This window comes from Runella rosea (genome assembly GCF_003325355.1).
GTDB classification, from domain to species: Bacteria; Bacteroidota; Bacteroidia; order Cytophagales; family Spirosomataceae; genus Runella; species Runella rosea.
In genome coordinates this window covers 594,026-613,114 of sequence record NZ_CP030850.1, presented here as the reverse complement: position 1 = coordinate 613,114, position 19,089 = coordinate 594,026, and the positions used below count along the sequence as shown (strand labels likewise).

The following is a 19,089-nucleotide window of genomic DNA, read 5'->3' as shown; positions in this document are numbered from 1 at the left end:
CAGATAGTTATTTCAAACAACTCGCTTTAACCCAATAGTTTTTTCACAAAAAAAGCTTACTTTTATTTTTTGGCACAGTAATTGACACTTGACAGATAGAATCCTATTTTCCTGCTACTGTAACACTTTTGCAATTATGAAAACCGTAGGTAAAATCGCGTTGGGATTTGTTCTGGCCCTGATGACACTCAACGCATTCGCCCAAAACGCCAGACTCCGGTCGGCCAATCGGGCTTTTGACGAATACAGCTATGCCGATGCTGTGCGGGGCTACGAAGAATTCCTTCGCGTTGACAAAAAGTCTGACCCTGTCGAACGAAAGGAGGCGCTAGAAAAATTGGCTTACAGCTACCGACGTCTCCAAGACACCCGCAATGCGGAAAGAGTTTACGGACAATTGGTAGAGAGTTTTGCCGATTCAGACAGCCGAAATTACCTCTACTATGCCCAAGCGCTGGCAAGCAACGGCAAACACCGTGAGTCGCAAAAAATGTATGGCAAGTACGCCGACTTACAATCCTCCGATTTACGCGGCCGAAAGTTTGCGGTTACGTACATGGACATGAATCGTTTTTACAAAGATTCGGCCATGTATCGTGTTGAGTATTTGCCAGTCAACTCCAGACAAGCTGATTTTAGCCCGATGTATTTCAAAGGCGGGTTGGTCTTTGTTTCCTCACGGGCCGAATCAGGCATTATAAAACGGGTTTTTAACTGGAACCAAACCCCGTTCCTTGATTTATATTTCACCCCCGATACCTCGGCGCTCAAAGGCGTACGCGACACCTACGTCAACTCAGCGGGAACCTTGGGCGGTGCCTCGGCCTCCAATGGCAACACAGGCACACTCGCGGAGGCCACACCCACCCCCGACTTGCCAATGCCCGTCACCAAAGCCGAGAAATTTAGCCGCACGCTCAACACAAAATACCACGAAGGCCCCGCTACTTTCTTCAAAGATTACACAAAAGTGGTCTTTACCCGTAACAACTACAACGGTGGAAAAAGCAAGAAAAGTAACGACGGCATCAATAAATTGAAATTATACATTGCCGACCAAAAAGGCAAAGATTGGGGCGGCGTCAAAGAACTCCCCTTCAATAGTGACGATTATTCTACGGGCCACCCCGCCCTTTCACCCGATGATACCAAGCTTTATTTTGTCTCTGATATGCCTGGTGGATTTGGCGGTACGGACGTTTACGTTGTGGAATACAACAATGGACAATGGGGTACTCCCGTCAACTTAGGCAAGGAAATCAATACCGAAGGCAATGAAATGTTTCCGTTTATCGACGCAGGGGGCAACCTCTACTTTGCCTCCGACGGTCACGAAGGAATGGGCGGTCTGGATATTTTTTATGCCGAGCTTAAAGAAGGAATTGCCTACAAAGGCGTAAAAAACCTGGGCGCACCCATCAACTCCGAAAAAGATGATTTTGGTTTAATTAGCGACAAAGAATTAGGTACTGGCTACTTCAGTTCTAACCGCAGCAAAGGCGTATCTGACGACAATATTTACCGCTTTACGCGCACCTGCCGTCCGCTCGAAATCTTGGTACTTGATGCCAAAACCAACACTCCCATCGAAGGAGCAGACGTTAGAATCGTAAAAAATGGCTCTAACCAAGACATGCAACAAACGGGAATAGATGGTGCCACGAAGATTTGCTTGGAAGCACAAACCGATTACGACTTTAAGGCCATCAAAGAAGGATACGCCACCAACAATGTTCGTTTCTCAACGATGACCCAGTCGGCCAATCCACAGATGAGCGTGTCGATTTACCTCAACAAAAGCGAGAACACGATTTTGCGCGGAACGGTAAAACGTGAAGTAAATCAATCACCGCAGGAAGGTGTAAAAGTAACCTTAAAAGACCAAAAAACGGGTGCTGAACGCACCGTAGTAACGGGTCCCGATGGAGGGTACGAGTTTGAAGTTGACCCAAGCCGCAACTACGATCTGCGGGCCGAGGGCGACGAATTGGCGACCAACGAACAAACCATCAACAAGAATAAGAAAACAAAGAAGAAAATCGTTGAAAGTGACCTTAGCATGTACGGTACAGGCGACGTGTTTACCCTCGATAATATTTATTACGATTTGGATAAGTTTTTCATTCGTCCCGAAGCCGCCAAAGAACTGGATAAAGTAGTAGGCCTGATGAAGAAGTATCCAACGATGCAAATTGAGTTGAGATCATTTACCGATAGCCGCGCCAGCGACGTATACAATCTACGTCTCTCTGAGCGCCGCGCTCGCGCCGCCTTCGATTATCTGGTCCGCAAAGGAATCACCCCGTCACGATTGGTAGCCCGAGGTTATGGAGAGTCAGAATTAGTCAACGATTGTGTTGATGGGGCAAATTGTGAAGATGCCGAACACCGCCTCAACCGCCGAACAGAATTCAAGATTCTGTCGGTCAAAGGAGGAGTGGGTGAAGCCCTCACTGGAAAGTAAAAGTAATAGCAGTATAGTAAGGATAGGAAACAAACGGCGAGGCCATAAGGCTTCGCTGTTTTGTTTTTGGGGTAACAAACGGGCCTTTTTAAAACCTATTTTTAACTTTGAGGTTTAAGCAATGTCTTAATCTAACAACTTATGCAAATTTCATTAATCAGCGCCATGTCGGAAAATCGGGCCATTGGCTTGAAGGGGCGCTTGCCCTGGCCTCATTTACCCAACGACTGGGCCAATTTTTTTAAGGTTACGAAAGGTTGCCGAATGATAATGGGTCGAAAAAGCTACGATACCCCCGACCGTTTAGCATCAGAAGTGGGCAACTTTGTCATTACGCGTCAAGAAGATTATGCATTGGAAGAAGGTTTTACCCGGGCAGGAAGTCTGGAAGAAGCGCTCGAAGCCTGCAAAAATGACAAAGAAGTGTTTGTCATCGGCGGCGCTGAAATCTACCGTCAGGCATTGCCACTGGCCGACATCATCCATTTAACCGTTGTACACGGCACGTTTGAAGGAGACGCCTTTTTCCCAGCATTTTCCGAATCTGAATTTAAATTAAAAAGTCGGCAGGATTTCCCCACCGACGAGCAACATGCCTACGCATATTCTTTTTTAGTGTACGAAAAAACGAATAATCAATAAAATCCAGATGTGTTGATTTTCTTAGCCTTACAAAAACACGTCAGAGTTCAATCAAATGGTCGTGCCACCGTCTACGGTGTAGATTCCGCCCGTGCAATAACCCGAGGCGTCAGAAGCAAGATAAAGCACCAAAGAGGCTACTTCTTCGACCGTTCCCATGCGCGAAATAGGAATCCGTTTGGTAAAATGATTCAGCGTCTTTTCGTTTTCCCATAGGGCTTTACTGAATTTCGTTTTAATCAGTCCTGGACATACCGCGTTGACCCGTATGCCGTCGTCACCCCACTCTTTGGCAAAAACTTTGGTCAACATATTCAAGGCTGACTTACTGACACTGTATATCCCCAAACCTGGGTCAGGCGTCTCTCCCGCAATACTACTGATGTTGATGATACTGCCTCCACCCCGTAGTTTCATGACGGGATGCACCCATTTGCTGAGTTGAAATGGCGCTTTTACGTTAATGTCCATGATTTTGTCGAAGGCCGCATCTGGACAATCAACGGTGGGCCCGTAATAGGGATTGGAAGCGGCATTATTCACCAAAATATCAATTCCTCCGTAGATTTCAACGGCCTTGTCACACAGATGTTTGATGTGGGCTTCGTCGCCCATGTTTGCCTCAACGGCCGTGACGTCGGCACCCGTTTGGCGAATTTCTTCAGCGAGAAGTTCCAAATCAGCGAGTTTACGACTACTGATGATGACTTTTGCGCCAAATTGGGCAAAATAACGTGCAATTTGCTCTCCAATGCCTTTGCTGGCCCCCGTGATAACGGCAACTTTGCCCGTTAAATCAAAAAGATTTTTTGCTGATTCGCTATTCATGACTTTGGTTTAGGTAAGATGAAGGTATAAAATCCGACTTTCAGTTTTTAGCTTTTTTCTGGATAAAATTTCGGAGACCATCTGCCGCTTTTCGTTGAATTTTTTTCTCCAAAAATCGGCTCCAGCCCAATATTTTCCCCGTCAGTCCCAACGCCTGCGACGACCATTCATAAAAGCTAAAGCGGTCGTCATGGCGCGAGATTAGGTCATTTTTGAACAAAAATTCGGCGTGTATTACGTTATGAACCGTACGTCCCGTCCCCGAAAAAGTGTATGTAGCTTCCCAATCACAACTTCCGCTTCGATAATCGGCCTGAACATTCCCAAACGTAATCGTTAAATCAGCGCTTCTAGTCAGGAGCATTTCCCACATAAGTCCTGCTTCTGCACCCTTTAATTTAGGAAAAACAGGGTCAGAAAAACGAAGATCGGGATGATAACAGGCTTGCATGGTACGAAAATCTTTCTGCTGAAAAGCCGTATAAAAACGCTCGATTAGGGCTTGATTTGGGTGCATTTTATTAAAATAGGATTGTGCAAAAAAAGTGACTATTTGTATTTCTCGGTTTAAAGAAATCGCTGTCGTTGGGTTTGAGCCCCCTACGGCACATTACAACAGCGCTACGCTATCATCAGCCCTCCGTCCATCACCAGGGTATGCCCAGTCATAAAAGAAGCCGCCGAAGAAGCCGCGTAAATAATGGCGTCGGCAATTTCTTCGGGCTTTCCGAATCGTTTCATGGGAATGGCATTTTGAAGCGCATCAAGGTAATTGGTATCGTCGTGGGTCATCGCGTTTTCGAGCATGGGCGTCATCGTAAACGAGGGGCAAACGGCATTGATGCGAATCCCATGTTTGGCGTATTCGAGCGCGGCGGTGCGGGTCATGCCCACCACGGCGTGTTTACTCGCCGAATAACCCACATGACCTGCAAAGCCTCCCAAGCCCGCTACCGATGCAAGATTGACAATATTCCCACTTTTCTTGGCCAAAAAGTGCGGTAAAACCGCCTGCATACAATTAAACAGGCCAAAAACATTGATTTCCATTACTTTTTTAAAGTCTTCGACGGGGTACCGTTCGGTCCGGGCGCGCGGGCCCAAAATCCCCGCACTGTTGATAAGCACATGAATACCGCCAAAATGCTGAATACAATCCGCAACCATGCGCTCAACATCTTCGGAGTCCGTCACGTCAATGCGGGCAAAAGCCGCTTCCGCCCCCACTTTTTCTAGTTCTTCCATCAAAACATCGCCCGCTTTTTCAGACAGGTCGGCAATGAACAACTTTGCTCCTTCTTGTGCAAAACGAAAAGCCGCCGCCCGCCCGATTCCAGAGCAACCACCGGTAATAATTACTACTTGGTCTTTAAACATCATGAGGGTTGAAAATGAATGAATGCGAATATTCAAAACTAAAAAAATGCAATTGAATCCATTTTTACTACGATTTAATCTAATTTTTTGACTTTCTACACCATAAAAAATCGAAACCAGTAGATTAGAACTAATTTTACGGCACGCATTTTGGTTAATTTTCCGTTGTAAAACAAATATACCCGAAAGTTGATAGACTATTACCTCTAACCACCCCCTATGAAAATACCTGACCAAACACCGCAATCCTCTCCCCCTCCCGAAAATGAGTGCGAAGGCCTTCCGCCTTTTATAAAAACTTGGTCCCAAATGTACGGGATTGTGATTGGGACTTTAATCGTTCTTATTGTATTATTTTACGCAATGATGCACTATTTTGACTGATTTTCCCACCTAATATAATTCCAACATTTATAGTTCCTAACTCTTAACCGCACGGGCCTTCGGGCCATGTCCTAACACCACTTTCTCAATGAGTTCTATTGACTGGATTGTACTGATTGGTACGCTTGGCTTTATAGTTTTGTACGGAGTTTATCGCAGCCGAGGCAAACAAAACATGGAAGATTACCTCATTGCCAATCAGTCGCTTCCGTGGTATCACGTATGTTTTTCGGTGATGGCAACCCAAGCCAGCGCCATTACCTTTTTGTCGGCGCCAGGGCAAGGGTTTTCGGATGGAATGCGCTTCGTTCAATTTTACTTCGGCCTACCGCTTGCTATGGTCGTTTTGAGTATTACTTTCATTCCTATTTTTCACCGCCTCAAGGTATTTACCGCCTACGAGTTTTTAGAAAAACGGTTTGATATGCGCGTCCGGATGTTTACCGTAACGCTATTTTTGCTTTCCCGAGGCCTTTCTACTGGACTATCCATTTATGCCCCTTCCATCATTTTAGCTACTATTTTGGGTTGGGACATCATGTGGACCAATATTTTTATGGGAACCGTGGTGTTAATCTACACCGTGTCGGGCGGTACGAAGGCCATATCCCATACGCACGTCCAACAGATGATGATTGTGACCGTTGCGATGTGCGTGGCAGGCTACATGGTGGTGCATTTACTGCCCGCCGATGTAGGTTTTGTAGATGCCCTCAAAATAGCCGGTAAAGCGGGCCGACTCAACACCATTGATTTTCATTTTGACCCCAATAGCCGTTACAATATTTGGTCAGGGATTATCGGCGGTTTTTTCTTGCAGCTTTCCTATTTCGGAACCGACCAATCGCAGGTAGGGCGTTATCTGACGGGAGAATCCATCGGCCAAAGCCGCTTGGGTCTGATGATGAATGGTTTGCTCAAAATCCCGATGCAGTTCCTGATTTTATTGGTGGGCGTCTTGGTTTTTGTGTATTACCAATACAATCCCGCCCCTTTGTTTTTCAACAAAGTAGAAACCGACAAACTCAAAACGAGCATATATGCAACTGACTATCAGCAACTTGAACAAAAACACCAGAAGCTAACTTTTGAGCGTCAACAAACCGTCAACGCCTTGGCAAAAGCCATGGATAGTGACGATGAAGCTGAAGTAACCCGTCAAAAAACAATGCTACAAACCAATGAAGGCATTGCCAAAGAGATACGTAATGAAACCGTGGCCCTCATCAAAAAGAACAATCCTACCGCCGACACCAGTGATGTAAATTACGTTTTTTTGCGGTTTGTTCTGGACCGCCTACCCATCGGGCTCATTGGTCTACTCATTGCGGTCATTTTCAGCGCCTCCATGGGTTCTATTGCAGCGGCTTACAGTTCATTGGCATCCACGAGTATTGTAGACATTTACAAACGCCTGTACCGTAAAGATGCCTCCGAAAACCATTACCTTACCGCCTCTCGCGTGGCTACCATTGGTTGGGGGGTATTTTGTGTAGCAGTGGCGCAATACGCCAGCAAATTGGGGAGCATGATTGAAGCCGTAAACATCTTAGGTTCATTGTTTTACGGGGTTATTTTGGGAATATTTTTGGTGGCTTTTTACTTTAAAAACCTCGGTGGGAAAGCCACATTTTGGGGGGCAGTACTGGCCGAAATTGGCGTAGTGGTATGTTGGCTATCTGACGTTATGGCATTTTTGTGGCTCAACGTCGTAGGCTGTCTTCTGGTCATTTTGTTTGCATGGCTCTGGCAGTTTATGGTCGAAAAAGCCCCCGATAAAGCCTAAAACTTTCACCCCATTGCCTTTGGTTGCGCTCAACCGATACTGTATACCAACAAAAAAGCTGCACAGTCGTTGTGCAGCTTTTTTGTTGGTCTCAATAGCATTACTTCTCAAAGGAAAAGCACGACTAACATTGATTACTTATATTCAGTGTCGACGTCGGCAAAAATACGGCCACAGTGTTCACAAACGATGATTTTCTTTTTCTCACGAATATCGGCCTGACGTTGGGGAGGAACAACGTTGAAACAGCCTCCGCAAGCCCCGCGACGAACCGTTACTACGCCAAGGCCGTTGCCTGAGTTGTTACGAATCTTCGTGTAGGATTTATACAAGCGGTCTTCCACTTTGGTGGCCTGAAGATCGCGTTTTTCTAAAAGCTTTTTCTCGTCTTCGTGGCTTTCAGAAGTGATAACATCCAACTCCTGTTTTTTAGCTTTCAAATCCTCGCGACGTTCTTTGAGCAAACCGTCAGTAGCAGCGATTTCTTCTTTTTTGGCCTTCACTTTGTAATCAGCCTCCCGAGATTTTTTTTCGGCAAGCTCAATTTCAAGCGATTGAAGCTCCATTTCTTTGGTGATGGCGTCGTATTCACGGTTGTTACGAACGTTCATCTGTTGCTCCTTATAGCGGGCAATCAGTTTTTCCGCGTCTTTCTTTGCGGCTTTGTAACGACTGATTTCATCTTCAAGAGCGCTGATTTCGCTGTTGAACTTCCCGATGCGGGTTTCAAATCCTGCAATGTCATCTTCTAAATCTCTTACTTCTTCGGGCAAGTCGCCACGGATTTTTTTGATGTCATCTAATTGAGAGTCAATTTCTTGCAATTTAAGGAGCAAGTCCAGTTTCTGCGCGACTGTCAGTTCCATTCAGTATTTACGATTTACAATTTTCGATTTTCAACCTTTTACTCAAGAGCGGTAAAAGACTGGATTTGTATTAGTATCCGACAAAATTGTCGCAAAATTAACGAATTTTTTCGACAAATATCGTTGTAATAATTCTTTTGTGTAAACTTCACTTTCATAATGTCCGACATCACAAATAAGAATACGTCCATCGGCATCAAAAAACTCGTGGTACTTGTAATCGGCCGTCACAAAAACGTCGGCGTTGGCTCCGATGGCATCGTTGAGGAGAAAGCCGCCTGCCCCCCCGCAAACCGCTACTTTTTTGATAGAATCACTCACCAAAGCGGTATGGCGAATCATCTGCAAGCCCATTGTGTCTTTCAAATGCGTTAAAAATTCATCTCCCGTCATCGCATTCGGCAATTCGCCGACGGCCCCCGCCCCCACTTCTTGGTTTAGATTTTGTAACGCGGAAAGATAGTACGCTACTTCTTCATATGGATGAGCCTGTTTTAGCGCATTCAGTACTTTTCCCTGCAAATGGGCTGGAAAGATTACTTCAATGCGATTTTCGGTTACTTCTTCGTCTTTCTGAGCGCTCCCGATAAAGGGCTTTGCCATTTCATTGGGTCGGAATGTTCCCGTACCATTTACCCGAAAGCTACAATGGTCATAATTTCCAATGGCCCCCACACCCGCTTCATACAGTGCGTCCAAGACTGCTTGGGTAAACTCCGCAGGGACAAAACTAACTAATTTTAGTAGGGTATCCGATTTGGGTGCTAAAATCCTGACATTTTGAAGTTGAAGTCGCTCAGCAATCATTGAGTTTACCCCTCCCATTACATGATCCAGATTGGTATGAATGGCGTAAATCGCAATGTCATTTTTAATAGCTTTGATGATAGTTCGCTCAACGTAATTGCGCCCGTTTAATTTTTTGAGTCCTTTGAACACGATCGGATGGTGCGCCACAATCAGATTACAACCTTTCGCGATGGCCTCATCCACTACGGCTTCCGTAGAGTCCAGTGTAAGCAGTACTCCTGTCACATCAGTTTGGGGATTTCCGACAATCAAACCCGCATTATCATACGACTCTTGGTAAGCAAGGGGGGCCAGTTGTTCTAAATAATGGGCAATTTCTTTGACAACCGTCATTTATTTAATTTTGTAACTCTTTAGAAATGAGAATTTTCGATCATAAAAGCACATTTTTTATAAAAAAAGCGTGTTTTTATTTGGTAAATGTATTGCATTGAACGCTAAAAATACTACTTTTGCACCACTTTTAGCAGAAACCAAAACGCAAAAAGTAAAAATGGTTCGGTAGTTCAGTTGGTTAGAATACCTGCCTGTCACGCAGGGGGTCGCGGGTTCGAGTCCCGTCCGGACCGCCAACAGTGTTTTAGTAACGTTCTTTCAAAGTAAAAATGGTTCGGTAGTTCAGCTGGTTAGAATACCTGCCTGTCACGCAGGGGGTCGCGGGTTCGAGTCCCGTCCGGACCGCTTAGAAGCTCAGAGAAATCTGAGCTTTTTTTGTTTTATGCCCTTTCTGGCGCTCCTAGGGCACTTTTTTTGAAAATTATCTACTAACAGTTTTGATACTTTTTTGATACCTACCACACTGTTTTATTTAAACTTCTTCTATCATACCATTTAAAAAAGGCTGAAAATTGAGCAATGGTCGAATTTCTGTTGCCATCCCTTTTGGCATTTTTCTTACTATGTTTTACCATATCATAGCAGATTTTTTGCTACTTTTTTGATACCTGTTTTTCCTGTTTTCCAATACTTATGTTTGTGCGAACTTAAAAACACAAGCACAATGAAAGTAAAGTATGAGTTAGTTTTCGATCGTAAGAAAGAAATTCAGAAAAAAGGCAAAGGATTGGTGCAGATTCAAGCTTACTTAGACGGAGCCAGGCGCTATTTTTCAACCCGACTACACTTGACACAAAAAGAGTGGGATGATAAAAAGAACACCGCAAAAGACCCATATACTGCCAGGATGCTGCGGGAAAAAATCGGAGAATTTGAAAATTTCGAAATTCATTACCGAGCTACACATAAGAAGTTTAGCTTAGACGATTTTAAGCATTTCCTCAAATCCTTAAAGCCAGCAAAAAAGGTTGACGCCTTGAGTTTTACTGAATTCTATCGCCAGCAGCTCGCAAAACAACCCCAATTGGCTAAAGCTACAATCGTTACTCACACTGTTACCTTCAATAACCTGTGTGCATTTAAAAAACAAGTAGAGTTTGAAGACTTGACTTATTCGTTTTTACAGGACTTTGATATTTTTCTGCGTAAGAAAGGAAAACACATCAATACCATAGAGAAGTATCATCGTCACCTTCGTAAATACATTAATCTGGCCATCCTTCATGATTTACTGGCAGAAGACAAAAACCCTTATCGGAAATTCAAACTGGTCACCGAGCCAACAGATGCGCTTTTTCTTCTGCCTGAACAGAGAAAACGAATAGAAATGCTTGAGTTTACACCTGAACAAAAAGAGCTGGAAATGGCAAGGGATATGTTTCTTTTCAGTTGTTACACGGGCTTGAGACATTGTGACAGTTATGCTCTTACCCGGGAAAAAGTTGTTTTTACTGAAGAGGGTGAAGGCTTAAAATACCAATCAATAAAAACAGGTAAATGGGATTATAAGCCGCTTTTCCTGTTATTTGACGGGGCTCCAGCTAGGATTCTCAATAAATACCTACCTCAAAGAAATAAAGTAAGGATTTTCAAAGGAATGTCCAGCCAAAAAGTAAATAAGCTATTAAAAATTATTGCAGTTATGGCGGATGTTGACCCAAGATTGTATTTTAAAGCATCAAGAGATACCTTTGGCACAAATCTTTACATGCTGTCGGGAGATGCTAAACTGGTTCAGTTACAACTTCAGCACAGCAAACGGGAGCAAACAGATAAGTATGTTCATGCAATAGAACAAGTTCAAAATGAAGCCCTCAAAAAAATCTTTAAACAAAACAGCCCACCTGCCAATGACGGAGGAGCTGAGTCAGGACAAGATTAATCTGGTAAATTTTACGGATAAAAAAATTACCGTTAAACATTACCTGAATTTGTATATACGGCCCGTTGTCGACAATGATGAAACAGAGAAAGACCCAAATTTGTGGCGACATGCGCTATACGTTCGTATCACCTTTAACCGGCTGACCGCTAAAATTAAAAGTGCCACTAACTTATGGTGTACTGTCAATGAGTTGAATACGCTCAGCGAAGACCTCCAAAAATTGCTTGATCGAGAGACAATGTTTCTGATGGATCATATAAGCCGTGCCTATACAAGCTTTATGAAGGAAAACAGGCCCTGGACAACTATGGAAGAATTTGATATTAATAAATTGTTGGAAGGGTTTAAATACGAAGATTATGAATTGGATAATATGGTAAACAAACTGTTAAACCAAAGTATGATAACATACTTGGCTAAGGAATTCCCTGATCAAGATACCTCCCTGCTTAACGAAGCCATTCAGGGTATTCACAAAATAAGCCCATTGGAGTTGCTTACCTATTATTCCAAAACCATTCCTTCATTAAGTAAATTTAAAGAAAAATATGCTGACGAAATTTGGACGTGGAAAGCACATTATATCAACTTCAAGAATACTAATACTGAATACAATCGTTTGGGAGCTTCAATTCTTGATTTAACACTTGGAGATTTCAAAAAAGCCTTCATTGAGTCAAATCCAACACACAAATCACTGTATATCAAAATTATAGATGATATTCAGGCGTTAATGAGTGAGCATCCCTACCCTTTTAATTTTAATTTCAATTAATCGTTTTCATAAAATTTCGGAGGGAACCCTTTTTTTTTAATGTTACGTTTGAATGATGTCAACTATTTTTCATAGTATTGCATAGTAAATAATAACAGATTTTTTCAACACTCATTTACCATGAAAGAAAACCAAAAACACGACCCAGGTCCCAAGGCAGTAGACTACTCCACTTTGATGTCGGAAATGACTCAACACTTTGACCGTATTACCCGTTTACTCGAAAATCGACAGGAAACACCTGTCGCACCTGAAAAATTACGCCCTGCCGAAGTTTGTAAAAGGATGGGCTGGTCGAGGTCCAAATTTGAGCAGTTCAAAAGATCCGGCATGTTCAGAACCGTTAAAATCGGCGGGATGGTATTCGTATATGCTTCTGATTTAAACAAGCTATTTCCTGAAGACTTCTTTTAATCCTTCTCAAATCAGGGAACACCACTCCCCAATCAATTAATCATCTTTTCTTCTAACCAGTGCCCAACTGTAGAAAGCCTACGGTGGCTACACTATTGCCTAAATTTTACCCCATAAAGCGATGTCAACAATGCCCTATCAATTTGAAAAACACCCTAAAAAGAAAGGTAGATGCCCTTCCTGCGGTGACCCTAAAAGTTTTAGATATTACGAAAAAGACGGAGTTAGACTCAGTGAAGAATTCGGAAAATGTGAAAGAACCAATAGCTGTGGGCACCATTCCAAGCCTAATTCACCGTCGATTTCAACTACCATATTATCAGTAAATGTTAGCACAGGCTCCGAAAACGCAACCCTACTACCCGATGTTTACAAACAGGAGCAATTCAAGACCTGGAATGAGAACCAAGAAAGTGCATTCCATGTCTACTGCCAATCACTGGGAATTACCAAAAAACACCTATCAAAACACAGTGTAGGCACCGATCAAAAAGGAAGGACTGTTTTTATTCTTAAAAATGAGAAAAAGGAAATTGTAAATGCCAAATGGATACTCTACAAATCCGATGGACACCGTGACAAATCCTTTAACAGTCATTCGTTAAAACAGCCTCCCGATGGCAAAAAGTATGGAATGTGCCTTTATGGAGAAGATTTATTGGACCCTGATAAGCAAAGGACGGTCATAGTGGTGGAATCCGAGAAAACGAAGGTGATTGCATCGTTTTCCTACCCTCAATTTGATTGGGTGGCCTGCGGTTCCGCCAACGGTTTGACAGATGCCAAAATTACTCCATTGAAAGGCCGAAAAGTAATATGGCTATGCGATGCTGATAAGGCTGGCAGACAGGATGCGTCAAGTATAAAAAACTTAGAGAAACACGGAATTGATTTTGAAGTCATTGACCTATTTCCCGAACGCAATGACGGTTATGACATTGCCGACGCGATTGGTGACAAACAGCTGCCCGACATTCATTATGGGGTACGAATGGTAAATTTAGGGGTACATTTGGATTCACCAAAGCAAAAAAAGGATTCCTATGCACTAAATCGGTCCCAATACAGTACGGTTGATTATCGAAAAGATGGAAGTATTTGGGTGTTAGGAAAGAAAAATTGGGAGAATGTTGCCAATTTTCACTTGTTCATTAAATACTGCACTGAGGATGAGAATCAACTCATAACGTGGGTACTGGAGCTGCGCCCCAAAAATGGGGATACCGTTTTTTTGGAAGTGGAGCACGATGATTTTTGTTCATCAAAACGGATGAAAAACCTGATTACGGCCAAACAGCTCAGCTTTAAAGCCAATGACGATCATTTATCAGAAATTCATGCCCATCTCTTCGCCTTAAAAGACTTTTCTAAAGCGGTTAAAATTAATCGGTTTGGCCTTCATCCTGAATCAGAATTGTTTTTGTTTGCAAACCATGCCGTAACGCCACTTGGACAGATCATCAGTCCTGACGAGTTTGGTATTGTTTCATATCAGGATTGGTGTATTTCGATCCCACGCACCAATACCAACAAAAGGCACCGTTTTACGCTGTCGGCCCATCCGATTAAGTTCAATGATTGGTTTAATCTATTCCAGGGCGCACACTTAAAGGAGAATGCGTTTCTACCGGCATGTTTTTACATCATGTCGCTTTTTAGGGACATTGCAGTGTATCAAAACGGTTTCTCCCCTATACTTTATGCGAAGGGTCCCGCCGGTACAGGTAAGAGCAGCATCATCCGAAGCCTGACGTATCTTTTTGGTTTTAAGCAGGACGACATCAATCTTAAATCTAAAAATACCGATGCCGCACTGATAAAACTCATGAGCCAATCGTCCAACACCTGCCTATGGATGGACGAATTTGTGAATAACTTGCCTCAGGAAGGATTATTACAGGCAGCTTATGACAATACAGGCTATCATAAAACGGCAGAAAGTAGTCGTAATAAAACAGAAACAGAGAGTATTGATATTCATTCAGCCTTAATGCTGACCAGCAACTACCTCCCTCAAAATCCTATCTTTTTTTCACGCTGCCTTTTTATCCCCATTGAATCACAGCAAAAAACAAAGGAGCAAATTATCGCTTTCACGCGGTTATCAGAGCTTCAGGAAAATGGACTGGGAATGATTACGGTTGAATTACTGAAACACCGGGCATTGATTAAAGAATCTTATTCCGCTGCCTATACAACCCTGTATAATCGACTGAAGGCATGTTTTATCAATGAACGACTGCCTGAACGCCTGTTTGCCAATATGGCGTTGACGATGGCCTGTGCTTTTGTTTTGGCCTGCGAAGGCCATATAGCGCTTTGTGAGTACACTGACCGGGAAGACATATTGGACGAGTTTACCGAAATAGGAAGAAAATACATAAGCCGCCAACACAGCATTCAGAATGACACTTCACTGCTATCTGAATTTTTTGGTACGCTACAAGTGATGTTTGACCAACATCTAATTCACGAAGGAATTCATTTTAGGTTTGACGGCCCGCTTCTTTATCTGCGCACACCTTTGATTTATACAATTTTCATGGAGAAATATCGTCGAATTTATTACAAAGAAGCACCGGATAGAGACAGTATTTTTCAGGAAATTCTGCAAATGGAGGCTCCAAGAACCGAAAAAGAGGTCATAAAGACAATTCGTTTTCGTCAACCCGAAAAAAACGAAAACAAGGCCCCAACTCAGGCAATAACAAACTCTCTTTCAATAACTTACGAATATGTAAAATCAAAATACGATTTAGACCTTATCAACAGACAACCAAAAAATTTTTAATTTAAAAAAAATGACCATTTTTCTTACAACATTACAACAACAGTATATAAGTAATTGATTATTAATATTTTATATTAAATATTGTTGTTGTAAAGTTGTTGTAAATCTGTTGTAGTGTTGTAAATTTTTTTTTGGATGCTGTTGTAACTGTTGTAGGCATTTACAACAGATTTACAACAAAAATAATTTTACAACTAATTGATTATCAAATTTTTAAGCTCGGTGTTGTTGTGTTGTAATACAACAGCCAATTATGCCCTATCGCAACTTTTTTTTATCGTCATTTTCTTTTTACCTCATCTGAAATATGTACAATTTTCAACCCTGAAACATTGTCATTTTTTAAAGAACTGAAGTATCGGCTTTGGGTGATTATAAAAACACCCTAAAAAGGCAAAAACGGCAGATAAACCACGTATCTAAGCCATAATTAGCCTTATTTAATTAATTTTGCATATATTTTCTTTAAATCTTTAACAGCATGAAAACCAAAGACCAAACCATCAATTTTCGCTTAGATGAGCCCACCAGACAACTCCTTAAAGATTTCGCTCAGGAGTTACACCTTAAAGAAAGCGAGTTCATTCGCAAAGCCATTGTCAGCTTTAAAGAGTTGACCGGCCAAGTACAGGCCGCTGCCCAGGACAGAGAAATAATTCAGGAGCAGGAAGCACAACTAAAGCAGCTCCGTTACCTGCTGGAAGCGTATGAAAAAAATGAAACCTTTACTACACTCTTCAAAAATATCAAGGGTCATACCATTGAGGGTAAAAAAATCTCTTCCAAGTCCGATCTGATTGAGTTGCTGGCCAAGAATGCTGCGGTGGAAATAGTGGAAGCAACTTCGGAAACAGAAGAATCAACGCTTTCACTCTCTCCCGTTGTATTACAGGCGCATGTAACGCCCGAAACCGTTGAAGAGCCCATCACCCGCCAACACATCATAAATTTCTTAAAACGAAATTGGCTTTGGTTAGTGGGAATGGGTTTGGCAGTTGCTGCCTTTGTCTTCTGGAGATGGACCGCAACAATGAAGTTTCGGCCAAAAATCATCCAATATTCTCCTTCAAAATCAGAAGAACCCCTGCTGGCAGCCTGATTGTATACACAAATGTGTGTACATGTCCTGACGTGTAGAGATATATGTTATTTTCTTAAAAACCCACGTTACAGGCCTGTAACGTGGTTTTTTGGTTTTCAGAACAGTATGTTTCCGGGTTAAAAAAGCGATGTATATACAAATGTATGGACAATTGTATGTACAAAGGTGTGTATTGAAAGTGGTTGTAACTGTATACAGTAGAATACTGTACTTTTTGCCGATGGATGCAAAGAAATTAAAGAGAATGCATCCCCTTTGTTTACGAAAAGGCTGCGTTTACGGTTTCATAAACAAAAAATATATGTAAACGTGACAGAAATACAGATTGTAGATCAGGCATTGAAAAATCTCCAAACCACTATGCCATTAAAAGGAACATAGCGGAGCGGGCCATTGGACAGTACATTTCAACCGGTAGCTGATGAGAAGGCATAGAATGCAAAAATTAATGGAATGGCAACGGAACTAGGCGAAAAGTAGCGTTTTATAATTGAATTCAACACTTATTATGAGCGGCTATAAAACTTGGTCTAACTTTGTCCAGTTTTTTACATAAAAAACTGGACAAACCTTTATCTTTGTTAATAAAAAAAATAAATGAAAGTATCTGAATATATATCGTTTGTGATAGACCGACTGCCTAAAGGGTATGTATTCACCTATATGGATTTAGGTGTAGAAGTCAATAAAAAAGAAGCCGTTATCAAATCCCTAAATCGGATGGTGGTAAAGGGCAAAATTGCCAAGTTATCCAAAGGCAAATACTTCAAGCCGGAGACTACGCCCTTGGGGCCGGTGCAACCTTCCCAAAGACAGGTAGTGAAAGATCTGTTGGAAGAAGACGGTAAGGTCATCGGGTACCTGACAGGCTACAGCATCTACAATCAGCTGGGTTTGACCACCCAAGTGAGTAACACCATCCAAATTGGCCAAAATCACCCTCGTGCCGCTTTTCAGCGTGAGCGTTATACCATAACCTTTATCACGCAAAAGAATATCATTACTAAGGACAACATCCCGCTGTTACAAATTCTGGATGCGATTCGATACATCAAAAAAATACCTGATGCCCGCATAGAGCAGTCTTGTCGACGGTTTTTGTCCATTCTTAAATCCCTCTCCGAAAGAGACACCACGACCATCATTCGATTGGCCCTCAAATATCCTCCGGCTACCCGGGCACTTTTGGGTGCTATGACGGATGAATTACAATGGACAAACCTCGCCGAGCCTTTGTATAAATCGCTGAATCCCTTGACCAAATACCCATTGACCGGAGCGAAAAAAGCACTATCGACCACCGAAAAATGGAATATCGAATGAACCTTCACGAAAACAAAAGACTGTTTAGGAATTTGGCCCAGCAAATGGCCGATGTGCTGCGCATTCCTGCCATTTATGTTGAAAAAGACTATTGGGTAACCTATGCGCTGCGAGCGGTTTTCAGTCATGTCATTGGCCAAGATACCGTCTTTAAAGGCGGTACGGCCCTGTCAAAATGCTATCAAATGATAGAACGTTTTTCGGAAGACATTGACTTGGTGGTGATGCGGCACGAAGGGGAAAGCGATAACAAGCTCAAAACCAAGTTGAAAACCATTGGAAAAGTGGTGAGCGAAGGGCTCCCCGAAATAGAAGTTCCGAACATCACACAAAAAATGGGGATGAACCGAAAAACAGCGCACACCTACGCAAAAGAATTTGAGGGTGGATATGGACAAGTCAGAGATTCCATTATCATCGAGGCTACTTGGCTGGGCTACTACGAGCCGTTTACTACCCGCCCTATGAACTCCATGATTGGGGAAATGCTGTTGGCCAACAATCAGGCTGCTTTAGCCGAGCAGTATGGACTTTTGCCTTTTGAGGTACGGGTATTGGAACCTACCCGCACGCTTTGCGAAAAAATCATGAGCCTGGTTCGATTTTCGTACGGAGAGAACCCCATTGAAGATTTGAAACAAAAAATCAGGCATACTTACGATTTGCACCAATTACTACAACAGGCAGAGTTTAGCCGTTTTTTTCAGTCACCGGCCTTTTATGAAATGTTGCTGAAAGTAGCCACGGATGATGTAAAAAGTTTCCGCAACAATAACCGATGGCTGGCGCACCATCCCCGGGAGAGCTTGATATTCAGTGAACCAGACAAAGTATGGGTTAAACTAAGCGAAGTATATCAGGGTGAGTTCAAAAACTTAGTATATGGCAAGTTGCCGGCCGCCGAAGCCGTGCTCAACACGCTGAAAATGATCAGCGAACGACTCACAACCATAAAATGGACGATTGAAATAGACTCTAACGTATGAAATTCACCGAAGAAAAACCAGAACAGGCATTTTACAGATGATACCTAAACGTCGCTTTTTGGCTGATTGTCTATACAAATGTATATACATGCCCCAGCGTGTAGGGGTATATGTTATATTCCTTAAAAACCCACGTTACAGGCTTATAATGTAGTTTTTGGTTTTGGTATAACCCCTACAAGCCACTTTAATCCTCTCCAAACACAAATGTATACACACCATGTACATACAAATGTGATACGAAACCTTTAGACCATAGTGGGTAATGCCGCAGAAGTAAAATTGATACAGGTATAGGCTACCTCAAGCAGGTAAAAAGC

16 protein-coding genes and 2 tRNA genes are annotated in these 19,089 nt (G+C 42.6%); 13 read left to right on the top strand and 5 right to left on the bottom strand.

What is annotated here, in order from left to right; genetic code table 11:
- Positions 1-136 precede the first annotated feature (136 nt).
- Entirely contained in the window at positions 137-2,464 is a 2,328-nt protein-coding gene (locus tag DR864_RS02680) for an OmpA family protein (protein WP_114065497.1), read from the top strand.
- A 141-nt stretch (positions 2,465-2,605) separates the two neighbouring features.
- Positions 2,606-3,106 (top strand): dihydrofolate reductase, encoded by a 501-nt coding sequence (locus DR864_RS02675; RefSeq protein WP_114065496.1) that lies wholly within the window; start codon positions 2,606-2,608, stop codon positions 3,104-3,106.
- Between the two features lie 51 nt (positions 3,107-3,157).
- Here the strand turns inward: DR864_RS02675 and DR864_RS02670 are convergent, their stop codons facing one another.
- The 3 genes from DR864_RS02670 to DR864_RS02660 all read right to left on the bottom strand — a co-directional run bounded on the left by DR864_RS02670 (position 3,158) and on the right by DR864_RS02660 (position 5,314).
- Positions 3,158-3,934: an SDR family NAD(P)-dependent oxidoreductase gene (locus tag DR864_RS02670; protein WP_114065495.1), complete on the bottom strand. Its 777-nt coding sequence runs from the start codon at positions 3,932-3,934 to the stop codon at positions 3,158-3,160.
- Positions 3,935-3,974: 40 nt separating this feature from the next.
- Positions 3,975-4,451: a nuclear transport factor 2 family protein gene (locus tag DR864_RS02665; protein ID WP_114065494.1), complete on the bottom strand. Its 477-nt coding sequence runs from the start codon at positions 4,449-4,451 to the stop codon at positions 3,975-3,977.
- 104 nt (positions 4,452-4,555) lie between these two features.
- Complete coding sequence (locus DR864_RS02660; RefSeq protein WP_229599506.1) at positions 4,556-5,314, bottom strand: SDR family NAD(P)-dependent oxidoreductase; 759 nt, start codon at positions 5,312-5,314, stop codon at positions 4,556-4,558.
- Between the two features lie 216 nt (positions 5,315-5,530).
- Here DR864_RS02660 and DR864_RS30040 point away from each other — a divergent pair, with 216 nt between their 5' ends.
- Positions 5,531-5,695 (top strand): hypothetical protein, encoded by a 165-nt coding sequence (locus DR864_RS30040; RefSeq protein WP_205319194.1) that lies wholly within the window; start codon positions 5,531-5,533, stop codon positions 5,693-5,695.
- An 88-nt stretch (positions 5,696-5,783) separates the two neighbouring features.
- Positions 5,784-7,481, top strand: coding sequence for a sodium:solute symporter family protein (locus tag DR864_RS02655; RefSeq protein ID WP_114065492.1), 1,698 nt, complete (start codon positions 5,784-5,786; stop codon positions 7,479-7,481).
- A 134-nt stretch (positions 7,482-7,615) separates the two neighbouring features.
- Here the strand turns inward: DR864_RS02655 and DR864_RS02650 are convergent, their stop codons facing one another.
- Together DR864_RS02650 and DR864_RS02645 are read right to left on the bottom strand one after the other, a co-directional pair.
- A complete protein-coding gene (locus DR864_RS02650) occupies positions 7,616-8,347 on the bottom strand; it encodes a zinc ribbon domain-containing protein (protein WP_114065491.1) in 732 nt (243 codons plus the stop codon).
- A 42-nt stretch (positions 8,348-8,389) separates the two neighbouring features.
- Entirely contained in the window at positions 8,390-9,490 is a 1,101-nt protein-coding gene (locus tag DR864_RS02645) for a Nif3-like dinuclear metal center hexameric protein (RefSeq protein ID WP_114065490.1), read from the bottom strand.
- Positions 9,491-9,652: 162 nt separating this feature from the next.
- Here DR864_RS02645 and DR864_RS02640 point away from each other — a divergent pair.
- The 9 genes from DR864_RS02640 to DR864_RS02600 all read left to right on the top strand — a co-directional run bounded on the left by DR864_RS02640 (position 9,653) and on the right by DR864_RS02600 (position 18,769).
- Positions 9,653-9,729, top strand: a tRNA-Asp gene (locus DR864_RS02640).
- A 35-nt stretch (positions 9,730-9,764) separates the two neighbouring features.
- Positions 9,765-9,838: transfer RNA gene (locus DR864_RS02635), tRNA-Asp, on the top strand.
- Between the two features lie 319 nt (positions 9,839-10,157).
- Complete coding sequence (locus DR864_RS02630; protein WP_114065489.1) at positions 10,158-11,375, top strand: site-specific integrase; 1,218 nt, start codon at positions 10,158-10,160, stop codon at positions 11,373-11,375.
- Positions 11,344-12,153, top strand: coding sequence for a hypothetical protein (locus DR864_RS02625; protein WP_114065488.1), 810 nt, complete (start codon positions 11,344-11,346; stop codon positions 12,151-12,153). Before DR864_RS02630 ends, DR864_RS02625 begins: the two co-directional genes overlap by 32 nt.
- A gap of 120 nt (positions 12,154-12,273) precedes the next feature.
- On the top strand, positions 12,274-12,567 hold the full coding sequence (locus tag DR864_RS02620; RefSeq protein ID WP_114065487.1) for a hypothetical protein: 294 nt from the start codon (positions 12,274-12,276) through the stop codon (positions 12,565-12,567).
- A 121-nt stretch (positions 12,568-12,688) separates the two neighbouring features.
- On the top strand, positions 12,689-15,358 hold the full coding sequence (locus DR864_RS02615) for a DUF6371 domain-containing protein (RefSeq protein ID WP_229599505.1): 2,670 nt from the start codon (positions 12,689-12,691) through the stop codon (positions 15,356-15,358).
- A gap of 481 nt (positions 15,359-15,839) precedes the next feature.
- Positions 15,840-16,457: a hypothetical protein gene (locus tag DR864_RS02610; RefSeq protein ID WP_114065485.1), complete on the top strand. Its 618-nt coding sequence runs from the start codon at positions 15,840-15,842 to the stop codon at positions 16,455-16,457.
- A 600-nt stretch (positions 16,458-17,057) separates the two neighbouring features.
- Positions 17,058-17,783: a DUF6088 family protein gene (locus DR864_RS02605; RefSeq protein WP_114065484.1), complete on the top strand. Its 726-nt coding sequence runs from the start codon at positions 17,058-17,060 to the stop codon at positions 17,781-17,783.
- Entirely contained in the window at positions 17,780-18,769 is a 990-nt protein-coding gene (locus DR864_RS02600; protein ID WP_114070123.1) for a nucleotidyl transferase AbiEii/AbiGii toxin family protein, read from the top strand. The genes DR864_RS02605 and DR864_RS02600 overlap by 4 nt, the downstream gene beginning before the upstream one ends.
- Positions 18,770-19,089 lie beyond the last annotated feature (320 nt).

Bases quoted from the DNA above. Each gene is read 5' to 3' on its own strand.
- DR864_RS02680 (WP_114065497.1), top strand. From the start codon at position 137: ATGAAAACCGTAGGTAAAATCGCGTTGGGATTTGTTCTGGCCCTGATG.
- DR864_RS02675 (WP_114065496.1), top strand. From the start codon at position 2,606: ATGCAAATTTCATTAATCAGCGCCATGTCGGAAAATCGGGCCATTGGC.
- DR864_RS02670 (WP_114065495.1), bottom strand. From the start codon at position 3,934: ATGAATAGCGAATCAGCAAAAAATCTTTTTGATTTAACGGGCAAAGTT.
- DR864_RS02665 (WP_114065494.1), bottom strand. From the start codon at position 4,451: ATGCACCCAAATCAAGCCCTAATCGAGCGTTTTTATACGGCTTTTCAG.
- DR864_RS02660 (WP_229599506.1), bottom strand. From the start codon at position 5,314: ATGATGTTTAAAGACCAAGTAGTAATTATTACCGGTGGTTGCTCTGGA.
- DR864_RS30040 (WP_205319194.1), top strand. From the start codon at position 5,531: ATGAAAATACCTGACCAAACACCGCAATCCTCTCCCCCTCCCGAAAAT.
- DR864_RS02655 (WP_114065492.1), top strand. From the start codon at position 5,784: ATGAGTTCTATTGACTGGATTGTACTGATTGGTACGCTTGGCTTTATA.
- DR864_RS02650 (WP_114065491.1), bottom strand. From the start codon at position 8,347: ATGGAACTGACAGTCGCGCAGAAACTGGACTTGCTCCTTAAATTGCAA.
- DR864_RS02645 (WP_114065490.1), bottom strand. From the start codon at position 9,490: ATGACGGTTGTCAAAGAAATTGCCCATTATTTAGAACAACTGGCCCCC.
- DR864_RS02630 (WP_114065489.1), top strand. From the start codon at position 10,158: ATGAAAGTAAAGTATGAGTTAGTTTTCGATCGTAAGAAAGAAATTCAG.
- DR864_RS02625 (WP_114065488.1), top strand. From the start codon at position 11,344: ATGACGGAGGAGCTGAGTCAGGACAAGATTAATCTGGTAAATTTTACG.
- DR864_RS02620 (WP_114065487.1), top strand. From the start codon at position 12,274: ATGAAAGAAAACCAAAAACACGACCCAGGTCCCAAGGCAGTAGACTAC.
- DR864_RS02615 (WP_229599505.1), top strand. From the start codon at position 12,689: ATGTCAACAATGCCCTATCAATTTGAAAAACACCCTAAAAAGAAAGGT.
- DR864_RS02610 (WP_114065485.1), top strand. From the start codon at position 15,840: ATGAAAACCAAAGACCAAACCATCAATTTTCGCTTAGATGAGCCCACC.
- DR864_RS02605 (WP_114065484.1), top strand. From the start codon at position 17,058: ATGAAAGTATCTGAATATATATCGTTTGTGATAGACCGACTGCCTAAA.
- DR864_RS02600 (WP_114070123.1), top strand. From the start codon at position 17,780: ATGAACCTTCACGAAAACAAAAGACTGTTTAGGAATTTGGCCCAGCAA.